General features: G+C 39.6%; 15 protein-coding genes. 8 read left to right on the top strand and 7 right to left on the bottom strand.

Features of this window, described 5'->3' with window-relative positions; all coding sequences use genetic code 11:
* Positions 1-71: 71 nt before the first annotated feature.
* The 3 genes from alaS (at position 72) to ACSHZO_RS03545 (ending at position 4615) form a co-directional block, all read left to right on the top strand.
* The gene (gene alaS / locus ACSHZO_RS03555) at positions 72-2690 is read left to right on the top strand and encodes an alanine--tRNA ligase (RefSeq protein WP_298246179.1); all 2619 of its coding nucleotides are present in this window, start codon (positions 72-74) and stop codon (positions 2688-2690) included.
* Between the two features lie 42 nt (positions 2691-2732).
* A complete protein-coding gene (locus ACSHZO_RS03550; RefSeq protein WP_298246180.1) occupies positions 2733-3683 on the top strand; it encodes a GSCFA domain-containing protein in 951 nt (316 codons plus the stop codon).
* Between the two features lie 317 nt (positions 3684-4000).
* The gene (locus ACSHZO_RS03545) at positions 4001-4615 is read left to right on the top strand and encodes a DUF4230 domain-containing protein (protein WP_298246181.1); all 615 of its coding nucleotides are present in this window, start codon (positions 4001-4003) and stop codon (positions 4613-4615) included.
* On the opposite strand, the gene ACSHZO_RS03540 is transcribed toward ACSHZO_RS03545, so the two are convergent.
* The 3 genes from ACSHZO_RS03540 to ACSHZO_RS03530 all read right to left on the bottom strand — a co-directional run bounded on the left by ACSHZO_RS03540 (position 4612) and on the right by ACSHZO_RS03530 (position 7367).
* On the bottom strand, positions 4612-6369 hold the full coding sequence (locus ACSHZO_RS03540; protein WP_298246182.1) for an aromatic amino acid hydroxylase: 1758 nt from the start codon (positions 6367-6369) through the stop codon (positions 4612-4614). The genes ACSHZO_RS03545 and ACSHZO_RS03540 overlap by 4 nt on opposite strands.
* Before the next feature lie 115 nt (positions 6370-6484).
* Positions 6485-7027 carry a DUF4136 domain-containing protein gene (locus ACSHZO_RS03535; protein WP_141878711.1) on the bottom strand — a complete coding sequence of 181 codons (543 nt, stop codon included), beginning with the start codon at positions 7025-7027 and terminating at the stop codon, positions 6485-6487.
* Between the two features lie 169 nt (positions 7028-7196).
* Positions 7197-7367 (bottom strand): DUF5522 domain-containing protein, encoded by a 171-nt coding sequence (locus tag ACSHZO_RS03530; RefSeq protein ID WP_298246183.1) that lies wholly within the window; start codon positions 7365-7367, stop codon positions 7197-7199.
* A 32-nt stretch (positions 7368-7399) separates the two neighbouring features.
* Between ACSHZO_RS03530 and ACSHZO_RS03525 the strand changes: the two genes are divergently transcribed.
* The 4 genes from ACSHZO_RS03525 (at position 7400) to hemL (ending at position 10832) form a co-directional block, all read left to right on the top strand.
* Positions 7400-7726 (top strand): hypothetical protein, encoded by a 327-nt coding sequence (locus ACSHZO_RS03525; RefSeq protein ID WP_298246184.1) that lies wholly within the window; start codon positions 7400-7402, stop codon positions 7724-7726.
* Between the two features lie 62 nt (positions 7727-7788).
* Entirely contained in the window at positions 7789-8724 is a 936-nt protein-coding gene (locus ACSHZO_RS03520; protein ID WP_298246185.1) for a 1-aminocyclopropane-1-carboxylate deaminase/D-cysteine desulfhydrase, read from the top strand.
* A complete protein-coding gene (locus ACSHZO_RS03515) occupies positions 8721-9530 on the top strand; it encodes a glucosaminidase domain-containing protein (protein ID WP_298246186.1) in 810 nt (269 codons plus the stop codon). Before ACSHZO_RS03520 ends, ACSHZO_RS03515 begins: the two co-directional genes overlap by 4 nt.
* Before the next feature lie 12 nt (positions 9531-9542).
* Complete coding sequence (gene hemL, locus ACSHZO_RS03510; RefSeq protein ID WP_298246187.1) at positions 9543-10832, top strand: glutamate-1-semialdehyde 2,1-aminomutase; 1290 nt, start codon at positions 9543-9545, stop codon at positions 10830-10832.
* A gap of 38 nt (positions 10833-10870) precedes the next feature.
* Here hemL and ACSHZO_RS03505 read toward each other — a convergent pair whose 3' ends face one another.
* Positions 10871-11467, bottom strand: a complete 597-nt coding sequence (locus ACSHZO_RS03505; RefSeq protein WP_298246188.1) for a sugar O-acetyltransferase — start codon at positions 11465-11467, stop codon at positions 10871-10873.
* 3 nt (positions 11468-11470) lie between these two features.
* Complete coding sequence (locus tag ACSHZO_RS03500) at positions 11471-12985, bottom strand: GH3 auxin-responsive promoter family protein (RefSeq protein ID WP_298246189.1); 1515 nt, start codon at positions 12983-12985, stop codon at positions 11471-11473.
* A gap of 111 nt (positions 12986-13096) precedes the next feature.
* Here ACSHZO_RS03500 and ACSHZO_RS03495 point away from each other — a divergent pair, with 111 nt between their 5' ends.
* Entirely contained in the window at positions 13097-13894 is a 798-nt protein-coding gene (locus ACSHZO_RS03495) for a DUF2797 domain-containing protein (protein WP_298246190.1), read from the top strand.
* A 54-nt stretch (positions 13895-13948) separates the two neighbouring features.
* On the opposite strand, the gene ACSHZO_RS03490 is transcribed toward ACSHZO_RS03495, so the two are convergent.
* A complete protein-coding gene (locus ACSHZO_RS03490) occupies positions 13949-16651 on the bottom strand; it encodes an AsmA family protein (RefSeq protein ID WP_298246191.1) in 2703 nt (900 codons plus the stop codon).
* 25 nt (positions 16652-16676) lie between these two features.
* Positions 16677-17342, bottom strand: a complete 666-nt coding sequence (locus ACSHZO_RS03485; protein WP_298246234.1) for a queuosine precursor transporter — start codon at positions 17340-17342, stop codon at positions 16677-16679.
* Positions 17343-17387 lie beyond the last annotated feature (45 nt).

Below are 17387 nucleotides of genomic sequence, written 5' to 3'. Positions count from 1 at the left end.
GGTAAACGAACAAATATATGAATTGTTTTGCCGTCTTCATAATTTAATGAAATTTGCAACAAATTAGCCAAATGAAGTCACAGGAGATACGCCAGCAATTTCTGGAATTTTTCAAATCAAAAGCTCATAGTATTGTTCCCTCTGCGCCAATGGTGATTAAGGACGATCCTACACTTATGTTCACCAATGCAGGAATGAACCAGTTTAAAGAATTTTTTCTGGGAAATTCAGAACCTAAGAACAGCAGGCTTACCGATACTCAAAAATGTCTTCGGGTAAGTGGAAAGCACAATGATCTGGAGGAAGTGGGGCATGATACCTATCATCACACCATGTTCGAGATGCTGGGTAACTGGAGTTTTGGTGACTACTTTAAAAAGGAGGCGATCAGCTGGGCATGGGAACTGCTTACAGAAGTTTATAAGATCGATCCTGAAATGCTATATGTTTCAGTTTTTGAAGGTAGCGAGGATGCAGATCAACTTGGTCAGGATACCGAAGCACTGGAACTTTGGAAAAAGATCGTTCCGGAGGAGCGTATTATCTTCGGAAATAAAAAAGATAATTTCTGGGAAATGGGAGACCAGGGGCCTTGTGGTCCTTGTTCTGAAATTCATATCGATATAAGATCTGAAGAAGAGAAAGCGAAAACTGCGGGTAGAGATCTTGTGAATATGGATCACCCACAGGTTGTGGAGATCTGGAACCTGGTATTTATGCAATATAATCGTAAAGCCAATGGTTATCTCGAGGATCTTCCAGCCAGGCATATCGATACCGGGATGGGCTTCGAACGTTTGTGTATGGTATTACAGAATAAGAAATCCAATTATGATACAGATGTTTTCACTCCCCTACTAAGTGAGATTGAAAAGATCACTAAATCTTCTTACGGTCCTTCGGAAGAAAAAAATATTGCGATGCGTGTAATTGCAGATCACGTAAGAGCAGTATCATTTTCCATTGCAGACGGACAATTACCGAGCAACACTGGAGCAGGTTACGTGATAAGAAGAATTCTGAGAAGAGCGATTCGTTATGGCTTTACATTTCTTGATACAAAAGAAGCTTTTATCTACAAGCTGGTGCCGGTATTGAGTAAGCAAATGGGTGCTACTTTTCCTGAAATGACATCTCAGCAATCACTTATCGAAAATGTAATTAGAGAAGAAGAGCAGTCGTTTCTAAGAACTCTTGATCAGGGATTGGTACTTCTGGAGAATCTAATGCAGAATTCAGGGTCCAAAACAATTTCCGGAGAGAAGGCATTTGAGTTGTATGATACCTTTGGATTCCCAATCGATCTCACCGGACTTATTTTACGTGAGAATGGGTATGAGCTGGATGAGAAAGGTTTCGAAGCAGAATTAAAAAAGCAAAAAGATAGGTCAAGGGCGGCTACACAGGTGAGTGCAGGAGACTGGACCGAGATCAAAGCGGTAAAGGAGCAAGCTTTCATAGGTTATGATGAGCTTGAATCGAGTGCATATATTTCGAGATATCGAAAAGTAGACTCTAAGAAAAAGGGAGAAATGTACCAGCTTGTGCTGGATCAAACTCCTTTCTATCCGGAAAGTGGAGGACAGGTTGGAGACAAGGGAATGTTAATGACTGCAGATGGTGAAACGATCAAGGTTCTGGACACCAAGAAGGAAAATAACCTGATCATTCACTTCACTAAGAAATTACCTGCCAATCCTGAAGCAGAAATCAAAGCAATCGTAAACTACAGAGAGCGTGCAAATACTGCAGGTAATCATACTGCAACTCACTTGTTACATCAGGCGCTTAGAAGTATTCTGGGTACTCATGTAGAACAGAAAGGATCTATGGTGAATGACAACTACTTAAGATTCGATTTTTCACATTTTAGCAAGCTTACTTCAGAGGAGATTGAAAAGGTTGAAAATTTTGTAAATGCTCGTATTCGTGAGAACTTGAAATTAGAAGAGCAGCGTAACACCAGTTATGAGTCTGCCCTTGAACAGGGAGCTATTGCATTATTTGGAGAAAAATACGGTGATTCCGTAAGAGCCATCAAATTTGGTGATTCTTTGGAACTTTGTGGTGGAACGCATGTTTCGAATACTTCAGATATATGGTATTTCAAAATTACCGGGGAAGCCGCTGTGGCTTCAGGAATTCGTAGAATCGAGGCTATTACCGGAGAGGCTGCAATGCAGTATTTTCAGGAACAGGCATCAACTCTTAGCGAGATAAAGAATGGTTTAAAGAATTCCAATGATCCTGTAAAAGCGATCCAGAATATTCAGGAGGAAAATAATGAACTTAAGAAACAGGTGGAGAGTCTTTTAAGGGATAAAGCGAAAGCTCTTAAAGTTGAATTAAAAACTGAGGTTGAAAATATTAACGGGGTCAACTTTTTATCAAAAAAGGTAGACCTGGATGCAAATGGTATTAAAGATCTGGCATACCAGCTAGGTGAGGAGTTCGATGATCTTTATATTTTATTTGGAACAGAGCAAAATGGTAAAGCGCTTCTGTCCTGTTATATCTCCAAAGGACTTGTGGAGAAATCTGATCTAAATGCCGGGCAGATCGTTCGCGAATTAGGCAAGTATATTCAGGGAGGTGGAGGAGGCCAGGCCTTCTTTGCCACCGCTGGAGGTAAAAAACCAGAAGGTATAGACGAAGCCCTTCAACATGCTAAAGACTACTTAAATAAATAGTAAGAATCCCGACCTCTCGTCGGGATTCTTTATTTTTATAGCATGCAGTTTAGAACCATTGTGCCCGTTAATCCGTCTCCCTGGAAAATAGATCATAAAACCAGGGTCATGTTAATGGGTTCTTGTTTTGTGGAGAATATTAGCAGGAAGCTCGAATATTCAAAGTTCCCGGTCTTACAGAATCCCTTCGGAATTGTTTTTCATCCTATGGCGATGGAAAGACTCATCAGGCGTATAGTTTCCAGAAACTTATTTACAGGAAGTGATCTATTACTGAAGAATGACCAGTACTTGAGTCTGGAAACGCATTCTATCATGAATAGGAGTAATGCTGAAGAATGTGTTCTAAATCTTAATGAGTCGCTGGAAACATCCTATGAATTTCTAAGGGAAGCAGATGTTTTAGTGTTGAGCCTGGGGACGGCCTGGGGTTATGAACACGAAAGCCTGCCCGGAGTTGCTGCAAATTGCCATAAGATTCCGCAGAAAGAATTTGAGAAAAAGTTGTCTTCCATAGATGAGATCACAAATTCCTTAAAGGGAATTGCTAAATCTCTTCGGGAGATCAATAAAGATATTAAGGTTCTTTACACGCTATCACCGGTAAGACACTGGAAAGATGGGGTAGTGCAAAACCAGCGGAGTAAAGCTCATTTGCATGCTGCGATCCAAGAAGCGGTTGAGGTTGATGCGAAATCTTATTATTTCCCATCCTATGAAATTTTACTGGACGAACTACGAGATTATCGATTCTACGCTAATGATATGTTGCATCCCAATGAGGTGGCAATTGACTATATCTGGAACAGGTTTTCTGAAGCCTATTTTAATGAAAGTACGAAGCAATTAAACACTGAAATCGATAAAGTGCAGAAATCGCTTGCTCATCGACCGCTAGCAGAAAACTCACTTGATCATCAGAAATTTCTTACGAAATTACAAGCTAAAATCGAAGAAATCCAACAAAAACACCCTCAAATAACGTTTTCTTAGGCTGCGTTGTTATTGAGTTTATCGGTTTTTGAAGTTATGATAATCTAATTTTAACGTTTTATTCTAATTTATTTGTAAATTTACAAAGCAAGTCCGTTACAATTTACGTCTGGAAATTATTTGAGCATTGCTCAGGTAATCAGATAATTATAAGGATTTGTTTTCTAAAATTTGTTGGGGTAGATTTTAGAGTTTACAAAAGGACGGGTGGGGCCGTCCTTTTGTTTTTTACTTCTCAACTTTAACTTTCTTTAATATTCTTCAGGCATTTTCAACAGGCTATTTTTTATACTTTGCTCTCTTATAGATCTTAGCTTATGAAGAACTTTCTTATAGTAATCCTTTTCGCTGTCTTGTGTATATTCGGCTATTTATACTGGGAAAAACGCAATGATGAGAAGGAAAGTCTTCAGCAAAATACTGCGCTTATCCAGGAACAGATTAGGAATGTAGGTAAGCTCGTGGTTACTGAAGGAACTTTCTCGCAGGTGTTCACTTATAAGAACTCGAAAAGCTTCTATTTCGATGTGCTTTCAGCAAGGAAAAAAGCGCTTATCATCGTAAATGCCGACGTTAGCGTAGCTTATGATCTAAGTAAACTTGATGTCGAGATCGATGAAGAGAATAAACGAGTCATTATACATAGCATTCCAGAAGAAGAAATCAAGATAAATCCTAATTTTAAATACTATGATGTCACTCAGGATTATCTCAATCAATTCGAAGCCGAAGATTATAACAAAATTAAATCCAGGGTAGAGAAGGGTTTGCGAGAGAAGATCGAAAAATCACGACTTAAGACTAATGCGAAAAACCGACTCATAAGTGAGCTTCAAAAGATCTATATTCTAACGAACTCAATGGGATGGTCACTGGAGTATCAGGACCAGGTTATTGAAAATAATAAGAAACTCGAAAGAATAAAGCTTTAGGGGCTAACAAGTTTTGTTTCGGTCATTTCGATGCCATCCTCGATCAAATGAGCAATTTCTGGTCTTCGCTTCTTAAGTTCCAGAAGATAAGTTTTTACTTCATCTGCCATACTTTGATCATTATCGACAGCAAGCTCATAAATCTCTATCGCCAGTAACCAGTCATTCTTATGATGTTTTTTCAGAATATCAAAAGCAGCGTTCAATGAGAACTTTGTATTCTCCCCGTGACGAATGTTCGAAACTGCCTTGTACAAGGACTCCAGTTCTTCCCGTTCTGGTGTTAGTTGACTTTTAATCGTTGTACTGGATGGGTTGTGTGTAATTAGATCAAAAGAATAATGATCTGCAGGTCCGGCAAAGGCAGAAATGATTTCTTTTCCTACCGCCATATCATATCGTCCCCAATCTGGTTTAAATAAGATCTCATCTTCATGAGTAACAGTACAATCTTCAAAACTAATAATGATGATCTTGCCCTGTAGGTTTCTAGTTCCTGTAATGATCGAACCTTCCACCTTGATGCCGCCCTCAAATTCAAGACTTACTCTTTCACCTTCGTAAATTGCATAAGCTCTAAGATCCCGCGGACTCATATCCTCAATAGCAAGATTAATGCCTTTTAGTTTTCCAATTGGTGACCCAAATCCATCTGCATGGGAAGATGTGCCATGTCCAACAAGCTCTTTTTCACGGTATGAAATTGCAGTTTTCCCGGTTGTTTGAATATATATGGGGCGATCTTCGTGTTCCAGAACCCGGCTAAAATTACCAGAAACCTGGATGCCGGTCGTAAACTCTATAGTTCCAAGATTTTTAGAATCAATTAATTTTTTAATTCCTGAGAGTCCACCACGTCTAAGCGCCATTTTATTCGCGAATTCTTCCAATACAAGGCTAAGATGCGCAAAATCTGGAGTCACGTAGAGTTGTGGCTGAGGTTTAGTGATATCAAACTCCTGTTGTGAAGCTTCAATCGTGTAAGGAATCTTCTTTACTTTACTGGTCATGCAGGATTTACTTTCTCCAATAGAGGAAAGTAAGCCTGCTCCATAGATCTTAGGATCTTCAGGAGTACCAATCAAACCGTATTCTACCGTCCACCAGTGTAAATTTCTAATCTGCGACATTTCGCTAGGATTCACTTTTTTATTCTGAAGATCCTCCACTCGTTTTTCAACAGCGATGATCTTTTCTTCGGAAGTGTTTTCAGCTTCCTTTAATATGGATAGTTCACGAATAGCTTCGTAAACTTCAAAATCATGAGAGCTGGAGATCGCTTTACATCCAATTTCACCAAACCTTCTCAGGTATTCAGCATATTCAGGATTGGCAATGATGGGTGCATGTCCTGCTCCTTCGTGGATGATATCTGGCGCCGGCGTATATTCAAGATGTTCGAGCTGGCGAATATCACTTGCAATCACTAAAACATTGTAGGCCTGAAATTCCATAAAAGCTGCAGGAGGAATAAAACCATCTACAGCAACTGCCGCCCAGCCTATTTCCTCGAGGATCCTGTTCATTCCATACATATTCGGAATACTGTCTATAGAAATCCCTGTTTTCTTGAGTCCGTCAAGATAGGATCTATGGGCAACCTTGCTCAGATAATCCACGTTCTTACGCATTACATATCGCCAAACCGCCTGATTAATAGGTGTATAATCTTCGTAATTTTGCGGTTTGATATATTGCTGAAGATGGGCAGGTAACCTGTCCAGAATTTCGTTTGATTGAATATTATCGAGCATGATCTTCCTTTACTAAAACGTTTGCGTTAAAAGTACAAAATTTGACATAGAATTTCCATAATCCTCGCAGAGCATTGGCCATAAAAAAAGCCCCGAATAGGGGCTTTACTATTTTTTATTTCTCCATTCCGGGAGGATATTTTTCCATGATCTTGGCAACGATCTCATTGATACGTTCCTGTTTTTTATTTACTTCCCTGGCTAATGCTGCAGTTCCCATTCCCTGCCACACTAATTCTTTATTTTCAGAATCGATAAGGTCTATATAAAGCGTTCCTTCACTGGTTCTATTTACGGTATTGAATCCGCTTCCCCAGTACCACGGGTTCCAACCCCATCCATAACCCCAACCAGCAAAGTTGTTCTGGTAGATATTGATGTTCTCGTTAGTTTTTGTAAAGATGCTCACTAGAAGATCAGGGTTTTCAGATTTTGTGAAGCCATTCTTTTGCATTTCACTCTCGATGGCTCTAAGAATTCTTTTCTTATCAAGATCAGAAATATCGGCTTTATCTATTCCTGGCTTGAAAAATGCGAAGGATTTGTATTGATTAAAATCGGCTTCCCGATCGTAATCCGATGCTACACGCACACTACTACACGAGCTGAAGATAAGTGCCAGTAGCAGCACTAGAGGAGTAATTTTTAAAAATCTCATAGGTTAGAATTTAAATTGTTCGTTGTAAACTGAAGAAGAAAATCATATTTCCAGTAAGAATACCAGATAATATCAGATTCTTCAGTCATTTAAAAGTCTCAAATATCGTGCCGAAGGATTGATTAGAAGGCGATTGAAGTTCAAGAGCCAATAGAGGATATCAGTTAATTTACTCCTGTTTATTTGTTTTCTTATTATATCCATAAGGACAATGACGACAACCACTTTCACAACAATAACCACGTTTCAAGTGATATTTTTCAGTAAAACAGCGGTATCCTTCCGGGGTCAGGTAATAGTCTCCGTCTTCGAGTGGGATTCTTTTTCTCTGAAAATTCATAGCGCTAAAATACAATTTCTTATATTCATTCCATGATTTTGATCGTGAACAGAAGGTTGTTATCAGGGAGATTCAAAGGTATTAGCCTCTGGCCTTTTGTAATACTTGAGAATATTCATCTTAAGAAAGACAAATATTTTATCAACCATGAGCGTATTCACCTTCGGCAGCAAATTGAGTTGCTCGTGATATTCTTCTATATATGGTATGCGCTGGAATTTTTTGTTCGATATGCTTCACTTAAGAACGGGATGCAGGCTTATCGAAATATTAGCTTTGAAAAGGAAGCTTACAGACGCGAGACCGACCTTAATTATTTAAAAAAACGCTCCTTCTGGGCTTTCACTAACTATATGTGATAAGCCCGTAGAATTTCACTGCTAATTCTTTCTTCTAAAGCGGATGCATTATTTTTGCAGTTATGAATTCCATTTTTCAGACTTCTGAAGTTATTGTTTCTGAAAATCAATTTGTTACTGAATTTTCAAATTCAGTGACTCTATATATCAAGCGTGAAGATCTTTTACATGCTGAAGTTTCCGGCAACAAATTCAGAAAACTGAAGTATTCGATATTACAAGCTTCAGAATTGAATAGGAGCAGCCTACTTACTTTTGGTGGTGCGCATAGCAATCATATCGCAGCCACGGCAGCAGCTGGAAAACTGGAAGGTATCTCAACTATTGGTTTTATTAGAGGGGACGAACTGGAATTTGAGAAAGAAAAATGGAGTCCAACATTGAAGTATGCAGATTCCTGCGGAATGAAACTGACATTTATTAGCAGGGAAGCATATCGGGATAAAGATTCTGAAGCATTTCTGAATCAATTGGAATCCCAATTTCCCGATGCGATGATCATTCCTGAAGGCGGAACAAGTGAACTGGCGATCAAAGGTTGTGAAGAAATTCTTTCTGAAACCGATGGGGAATATCATTATATATGTACTTCAGTAGGAACCGGAGGCACTATGGCCGGGCTTGTTAATGCTTCTCTCTCTCACCAAAATATACTGGGATTCTCAGCACTCAAATCTGAACACCTTTCCGAAGAAATCAAGAGAATGACCACCAATACGAACTGGTCCATCAATACCGATTATCATTTTGGGGGTTACGCGAAGACCTCTGCAGAGCTAATTCAGTTTATGAATGATTTTTTCAGAAAAACCGGAATCAAACTCGATCCGGTTTATACCGGGAAATTACTTTTTGGTATTTTTGATCTTGCGCAGAAAGATTACTTTCCGAAGGGTTCAAAGATCCTGGCAATTCATACCGGAGGCCTGCAGGGAATAGAAGGAATGAACGAGAGATTAAGAAAAAAAGCGCAGCCACAAATTATAACCGAACTATGAAATTGAATAGAGTTTTACTGCTGCTCATTGTTGCCGTGTTTGCTGTTTCCTGCGGAAGTCGTAAAAAGGTGGATACCAGGAAAGATGATGTTGTGAAAAGCGATCGACGGGAAGAGAATAAAAATTCCCCAGCAGAAATCGTTGATGATGTGCTGGAAGAAATGCCGCGCAATTCGTACCATTATCGGATAGAGGATTATATTCGGGATTATGCCGGTATTGCCCAGGAAGAAATGAAATTATATAAGATCCCGGCGAGTATCACACTTGCACAAGGAATTTTAGAGTCTGGTGCCGGTAATGGGCAGTTGACCAGGCGGGCAAATAATCACTTTGGTATTAAATGTCATGATTGGAATGGTGAAAAAGTGTACCATGATGATGATAGAAAGGGAGAATGTTTTAGAAAGTATAAGCACGCAAAATATTCGTACAGGGATCACAGCCTCTTCCTTTCGGGACGTGGTAGATATTCAGAACTTTTTGAACTGGATGCTGATGATTATGAAGGCTGGGCCAAAGGTTTAAGAAAGGCCGGTTATGCGACAGACAGGCGTTATCCAGATAAATTAATCGATCTTATTGAACGTTACGAGTTGTATAAATTTGATGAAAACGTCAACGGAAAATCTACTCGTAGCTATGCTGCACAACCTGAAACTACAAGCGAAAGTCATGTGGTTCAAAAAGGAGACACCTTGTATTCGATCTCCAAAAAATACGATACTACAGTTGAAGATATTAAACGAAGGAACGGCCTGAACGGAAATAACATCACCATTGGCCAGATCCTGAATGTAAAATAGAGGAATAGAATTATGATTTATAAGAGAAGTAGTGCCTTGTTCGCAGATGCCAAAAAAGTAATTCCGGGCGGGGTGAATTCACCGGTGAGGGCTTTTAAAGCTGTTGGCGGAGATCCGGTTTTTGTAAAGCGCGCCACAGGAGCCTATTTATATGATGAGGATGATAATCAATTAATAGATTATATAAATTCATGGGGTCCGCTAATTCTGGGCCACGCCCACAAACCGGTAGTAGATGCTGTAGTTGAAAAAGCGAGGATGGGAACATCTTTTGGAACGCCTACAGAAATTGAAACCAGGATCGCAGAACTGGCGGTTAAAATGGTACCCAACATTGATAAAATAAGAATGGTAAATTCCGGGACTGAAGCCTGTATGAGTGCTGTGCGACTGGCCCGAGGTTTTACCGGAAAAGATAAAATCATCAAATTTGCAGGTTGTTACCACGGGCATAGTGATTCTTTCCTTATACAGGCTGGGAGTGGCGCAGTAACCTTTGGATCACCAAACAGTCCGGGAGTTACCCAGGGAACGGCTAAAGACACCTTACTTGCTAATTTCAATGACCTTGAAAATGTAAAAGAGCTGGTAGAAGCGAATAAGGAGGAAATTGCCTGTATCATTCTGGAGCCGGTGGCCGGGAATATGGGATGTATTCCACCTGCTCAAGGCTTTTTGCAAGGTTTGAGAAAACTATGTGATGAAACCGGAATTTTACTTGTTTTTGATGAGGTAATGACTGGTTTCAGGCTTGCAGCCGGAGGTGTGCAGCAGCGGGAAAACGTTGTTGCTGATATTGTTTGCTTCGGAAAAGTAATTGGAGGTGGATTGCCTGTTGGAGCTTTTGCAGCAAGAAATGAGATCATGGATCATCTGGCTCCCATTGGACCAGTGTACCAGGCCGGAACATTAAGTGGAAATCCACTGGCTATGGCTGCAGGGTTAGCTATGCTAACAGAATTGGACTCTAATCCAGAAATCTTTGAAAGCATTGATAAGAAAACAGCCTACCTGCACGAGGGTATGGAAAAAGTATTAAAACAAAATGAGATCGATTTTACGGTCAATAGATACGGTTCTATGATCTCGGTACATTTTGGACTGGACGCTGTTACAGATTTTGCTTCCGCGGCGAAGTCTGCGAACTTAGGGACTTTTAATAAATTCTTCCACGGGATGTTGAAGAACGGAATTTATATCGCACCTAGTGCCTATGAAACATGGTTTATAAGTGATGCACTTAGCTATGAAGATCTTGATCGTACGATCGAGGTAGTAGATAAAGTAGCTAAAACACTTTAGAAATATTAGATCCGGCGGTAATTATTGTCGGATCTTTTTTAAAAACTTCTATTCTTAAAATAGAAGTCTTCATCAGCTTTAGTGATCTCCCTGATCACTTTGCAAGGATTTCCTGCTGCAATCACATTGGAAGGGATATCACGGGTTACTACACTTCCAGAACCAATTACTGTATTATCACCAATACCCACCCCTGGATTTATTACTGAATTTCCACCAATCCAGACATTATTACCAATTGTTACAGGAATTGCATATTCCCATTCTTCATTTCGCTTATTTGCAGCTATAGGATGTCCGGCGGTAAAGATACTTACGTTTGGAGCGATCATTACATGATCACCTATCCTAACTTCAGCACAGTCCAGTATGGTTAGATTATAATTCGAATAAAAATGATTTCCAAGGTGAATATTGTAGCCATAATCACATTGAAATGGCGGCTGGATATAAAATTCCGGAGAAACTGAACCCAGAATTTTGCGAATAAGATCGTGTCTTTCTGTAATTAGTTCAGGCGAACTATTATTGAAATCAAAACAAGTTTTCTGAGCATGCAGTCGCTCTTCAAATAAATCTTTGTCTGAAGCTTTATAGGCTTTCTCACTGAGCATCTTTTCTTTCTCGCTCGCCATAGACTAGTTGCTTAATTTCAGCAATTCCTCAAGATAAGTCCTGGAATTTGAAAGTCTTGGTACTTTATGCTGGCCACCAACTTTATTGTGCATTTTCAACCAATCGTAAAATAAATCAGGACGCGCCTGGTGTACAAGTGGCGCATTAAGGGTCATGTTGTTATACCTTTTTGCCTCATAATCACTATTAACCTCCTGCAAGGCAAGATCAAGCTGAAACTTGAAATTATCGAAATCTTTCGGTTCGTTCTTGAATTCAATCATCCATTCATGCGCACCTTTCTCCCGGCCTTCCATAAATATAGGCGCAACTGTATAATCCTTGATCTCACAGTTGGTTAAAAGGCAAACCTTTTTGAGAGCAGATTCGGCATTTTCAATGATAAGTTCTTCACCAAAAACGTTGATATGATGTTTGGTTCTTCCGGTAACTTTAATACGGTAAGGATTGGTATTGGTAAACTTAATGGTATCACCAATCTTATAGCGCCACAAGCCGGCATTTGTCGTGATCACTACGGCATAGTTCACGCCTATTTGCACTTCATCAAGTGGGATCGCGTGTTCCAGGGCAGAGCCGTAGCTATCCATAGGGATAAATTCATAGAATATCCCATAATCCAGCATGAGGAGCATTTCTTTGGAATCGTTAAGATCTTGACAGGCGAAAAAGCCCTCAGAAGCATTGTAGATCTCATAGAACCTGAAATCTTCCTTCGGTAATATTTTTTGGTACTGGGAAGCATAGGGCTCGAAACTTACTCCGCCATGAAAATATGCTTCCAGGTGAGGCCAGACTTCAAATACGTTTTCCTTGCCGGTACTTTGCAACACATTATTCAGTAAAACCAGCATCCAGCTAGGAACACCGGCAAGACTGGTTACCCGTTCCTTAATGGTTTCGTTTACAATTGCCTGCATTTTGGTTTCCCAATCATGCATCAACGAAACTTCATTACTTGGAGTGCTGCTAAACTCTGCCCAGAAAGGCATATTGTCGATAAGAATGGCAGAAAGATCTCCGTAACTAGTTCCGTTTTCCTGGTAAAGTTCCTTACTGCCTCCCAGGCGCAAACTTTTACCGGTAAACATCTGTGAACTAGGATTATTATTCAGGTAGATACAGATGAGGTCTTTCCCGGCAGCGTAATGGCAGGCTTCCAGTGAATCCTGACTAACGGGAATAAATTTGCTTTTTGCATTGGTCGTACCGCTTGATTTTGCAAACCATCGAATAGCTCCCGGCCAGAAAATATTATGTTCACCTTTACGGCTTCGCTCAATATCACTTTCGATATCTTCATATTTCTGAATAGGAACACGTTCCCTGAATTTCTGGTAATTATTTATCTCAGAAAAATGGTAGCGCTTCCCAACTTCAGTATTCTTTGCTTTGGTAATGAGGTTTCGAAGCAGCTCTTGTTGTACCTCATGAGGATACTTAATGAACAATTCCATTTGATGAATTCTCTTCTTTAAGAACCAAGAAGCAATGGAGTTGACTAATGGAATTGGCATTATTTATTTCTATCTTTAAACCTTGTTTTGCAGGCGTGACGTTATCTGGTTAAAAATAACGGATTCTTTGAAGCCTGCAAAAAAATAATTTAGTCTTAAAAATAAAATTCAATGATCTATAGCGGTGTCCTTACCAAAATGAGAACCGAACTTAGCGATACAGTACAGTATTATTTAGTCTGGAAGGATGATTTCATTCATATGAATCAATTGATAGGCAAGAAAATATGTATCAATTTTCTAAAATATGAGTGTTTAAACTGTGGGCTTCAGAAAAAAATTTTCAGACAGGGTCTATGTTATGATTGTTTCAGCTCTATACCGCAGGCTGGGGAATGGGTGATTAGTCCGGAGAAAAGTAAAGCGCATTTGAATGAAGAAGATCGTGATCTGGAGTATGAAAAAAGATCGCAGCTGCAACCGCATATCGTCTACCTGGCAAATTCCAGTGATGTAAAAGTTGGGGTTACGCGCAAAACCCAGGTGCCTACAAGATGGATCGATCAGGGTGCGCATGAAGCGATCGAAATTGTGGAGGTTCCCAATCGTTACCTTGCCGGTATTACGGAGGTTGCCTTAAAAAATCATGTAGCTGATAAAACCAACTGGAGGAAGATGTTAACCAACGATGTGCTTGATCTGGATCTTCATGCTGAAAGAGATAAACTGAAGCAATTCATTCCAGATGAAGCGCGTGACTATTATCTCGCCAGTAACAAGGAGACTGAAATTAAATTTCCAGTAGAGAAATACCCTGAAAAAGTAAAAACCCTGAATTTGAGTAAGAGTCCGTTTTATGAAGGCTTATTACGCGGGATCAAAGGTCAGTACCTCATCTTTGATGATGGAACTGCATTTAATGTAAGAGGACACGAAGGTCACGTAGTCGAGATCAAAGTAGTGCTGTAATTTTAGATACAAATCAAAGAAAAAGAAGAACCGGAAGGTTCTGCTTTTTTGTTTCTAATTGTTTTTGGTAGTGGTATCGGTTTTCTTTTTGTTATTCTTCAAGATGCCACCTAGAATATTCTTTGCAGCATTCTGAACCTGCTCCTTCTGTGACTTCTGAATACTATCAGATTTAGTCGTTTTACTTTCGGCGATGCTGTCCTGTTTTACGGCAGTTGTATCATTTTTACTGAAAGGTTTTTTGGGATCACGTTTCCCCTGAAGGATATCGTTGATCGCGTCTACAGCCTTCTCTTCCAGCTTGCCTTTTTGCTTTTCAACCACCTTCTGGGTAAGACTGTTAACCGCCTGCTGCATATTTAAATTGATTTTTGGATTCTGAAAACTCCCGGTGATTCCAACGGGTAGTGCAACCATCATATTAGCGAAGTCCTCACCACTCAGTTTTCCGAGTGTTCCGCCGACATCATTCCCAAGATATTTTGCCGGAATGTCCAGCTTCAGGTCATAGTTCATATTCATATCGAATCCATGAGTACCACTAACCTGAAACTTTACTCCTTTAATGTCAAAATCAAATGGTGCAATAGCTACCTGTCCATCATTGAATGAAAGCTTCGTTTTAAGGTTGGAAAGATCGATCTTATCGAAATTGATGAAACCAAGCTGACTATCAAGTTTTGATAATAATGCTGCTTGTTGCGGGTCGAGTTCTGCAGTAAGTAACTCTGCAAGCGCATCACCCACAAGGCTGGTAAGTTGCGGGGTAAGATCTTCGTTCAGGTTACCCTTTAAATTTACTTTGGACTGTACTTTTCCTTTCATGGCTTTTGCCAGTGGAGCAAGATTCTGCATAAGTTCAAGTCCGTTAAAAGAGGACGCGATATCCAATGAATTAAGATCGAGGTTCATCTCGAAAGTAGGAGTAGGGTTTTTTGTGGATAAAAACCCATTGGCACCAATACTACCATTAAAGATATTGGTGGACACGTTCTGCAATCTGGCAGATTCATCTTTAATAATCAATAATCCAGTTACATTCTTTAATTCCAGATTATCATAAAAAACCGTATTAGCATCAAATTGTAACTGAATATCCAGAAAAGAAGGGATCTTTACGGCTTCCTTTCCAGTGGTCTTGCTTTCTGTCTTTTGTTCTCCATCTACAGTGGTCGTGGTGACCTCTTCAGTTTCAGCTAACATAAAATCATTCACAGAAAACACATTCGATCTAGCTTTAAAATTACCTTTTAGCTGCTGATCTGTAAACAAAAATCCAATCAGGTTTTGAATGGTTCCATTTGCAGTAAGATCGGTTTTTCCGGTGCTAAGCTTCAATTCTGGAACACTTACATTTCCCTGGTTGAAACTCATATTTGCATTGGAAATATTGATCTTGTTTGGAATTTCAGGAGAGGCATAACTAAAGTTTGAAATAGAAGCCGTTCCCTTACTTTGTACATTTTGATATTGTTCTTTTTCAATAGAATTCATATCGAAACTGGTCTGTACATCTGCAGTAAGCCTTCCATTGAGATCTTGTTCAAGTTCCAGCGGATAGGCTTCGTTGAGGTTAGCCAGATTTATACTTCCCTTTAAGGCTAGACTTACCAGCATATTTTCAGTAAGATTGCTCACTTTTCCATTGGCAGAAAATTGATCTTCATCTATTCTGAAGGTAGCCGTATTGATATCGATATAAGTGTCTTCTGCAATTCCCGTATTATTAAGAATCACCATATCCAGATTGATATCCTGAACACTTTTAGGCAGTTCTGGATATTTGAAAGAAGCGTTACTGGAAGATATTTTCACGTTCAACTTCGGAATATAGGTGTCGTCAGCTTTTCCGAAGATTCCACCGTCAACGATAAAGTCTCCGTTGGTCTCCACGTTCTCAATATTCTGCGCGTAAGTTTGCGGAATCACCGCCAGGAAATTCTTGAAATCTGAAGAAGGGGTTTTAAAGCTCAGGTCCATCTCCGTATCACTTTCATTTACCTGTACATAACCATCAAAGGTTAATGGTAACTGGTTCACCATGGCTTCGTTTTCAAGAAACGTATAGCGCATGTTCTCCAGGTCCATTTCCAACACAGCATCAAGGCTAACAGAATTCTGATTCAGATAATTTACTCCGTCATATTCGAGACTTACCAGCGCTTCGGAATAGGTTTCCAGTTCAGAAGTAGCAAGAGAGAAATCGCCATTACCTTCATGATTCAGGTTTTCAACATCCAGAGCGATTTTCGCCGACTCATCCTTATACTTGATCCTGGTATTGTTGATTTCGTAGTGCTTCAGGTCTAAGCTGAATCCTGTAGCGGTCGAATCTCCGGCGGTTGCCGTGGTATCTTCAATAGCAATATCATAATTAGCCTGTCCCAGTGAGTCTACCTTAATATTTAGATAAGCGTTATTGATCTTTATCTGATCTACTTTTTTAGGTTCAGAACTACTCTTAAAAAGTTCCTTGACAGACATTTCCAGAATGATCTCCTCACTAAGTGCCAGGGTATCTCCTTTAAAAGGTTCATTATTTATAATACTAAGATCCTCGATCACCAAAGTGGCATCCGGAAAATTTCGAAACATACTAAGGTTAATATCTTCAAAATCTACCTGAGCATCCATGTTCTCGTTCAAAGTCTTCCTCACGAGATCCTTCAGCTGAGATTCAAATACAAAAGGTGCAATCACTAATAAGATGATGATCGTGAGTAGTGTAAATCCAATTATTTTAAATGCTTTTTTCATAATTCTATGTTTTAGAACAGCTATGCTATTCGAGAGTAGGTTGATCAAATTGTAATTCTTCCGTAGGCTCCAGCTTAAAATATTTTCTGAAGGCGAAAACCGCAGCATACAAAAATGGTGTGTCTATCGCAGCGATTAAAACTTTAAAAAGAAATCCGCTCAATAAAAGTCCGCCAAAGAGTTCCCATGAAATTTTATTGAAAGTACAGAGCAAGAATAGGACCGAGAATGTATCTACAAACTGGGAAAGGAAGGTAGAGAAATTGTTTCTTAGCCAGAGATGTTTCCCGCGGGTCAGTTTCTTCCAGAAATGAAATAGCTGAATGTCCACATACTGAGCTAGTAAATAGGCGACCATGCTGGCAAAAACCGCAATAGCTGTAGCTCCAAAGACCCGTCCAAAAATTTCGTTATCAATAGGTGACCAGCTGGTAGCAGGAACATAATCTGCGATATAAATAATCAATAAGGAAAAAACCGAGGCAAAGATTCCAGTAGTTACTACCTGGTTGGCCTTCTTTTTTCCATAGATTTCGCTAATAGTATCGGTGATCAAAAAGGTTATTGGATATGGTAAAATTCCTACGGAAATCTCAAAAGTGCATATTCCGAAGAAATCCCAGTAAAAAAACTTTTGAAAGATCAGGTTGGAGACTACCAGAGAGGTAATGAACAACGCGCTCAGGATCATATAAATTTGTAAAGCCCTGTGATTCTTTTTCCGGGAAAGTTTACT

The sequence above is a fragment of the Christiangramia sp. 3-2217-3z genome (genome assembly GCF_051195275.1).
In the GTDB taxonomy this organism is placed as follows: domain Bacteria; phylum Bacteroidota; class Bacteroidia; order Flavobacteriales; family Flavobacteriaceae; genus Christiangramia; species Christiangramia marina.
Note: the sequence above shows the minus strand (reverse complement) of the source record. Positions and strands in the feature narration are given on the sequence as shown.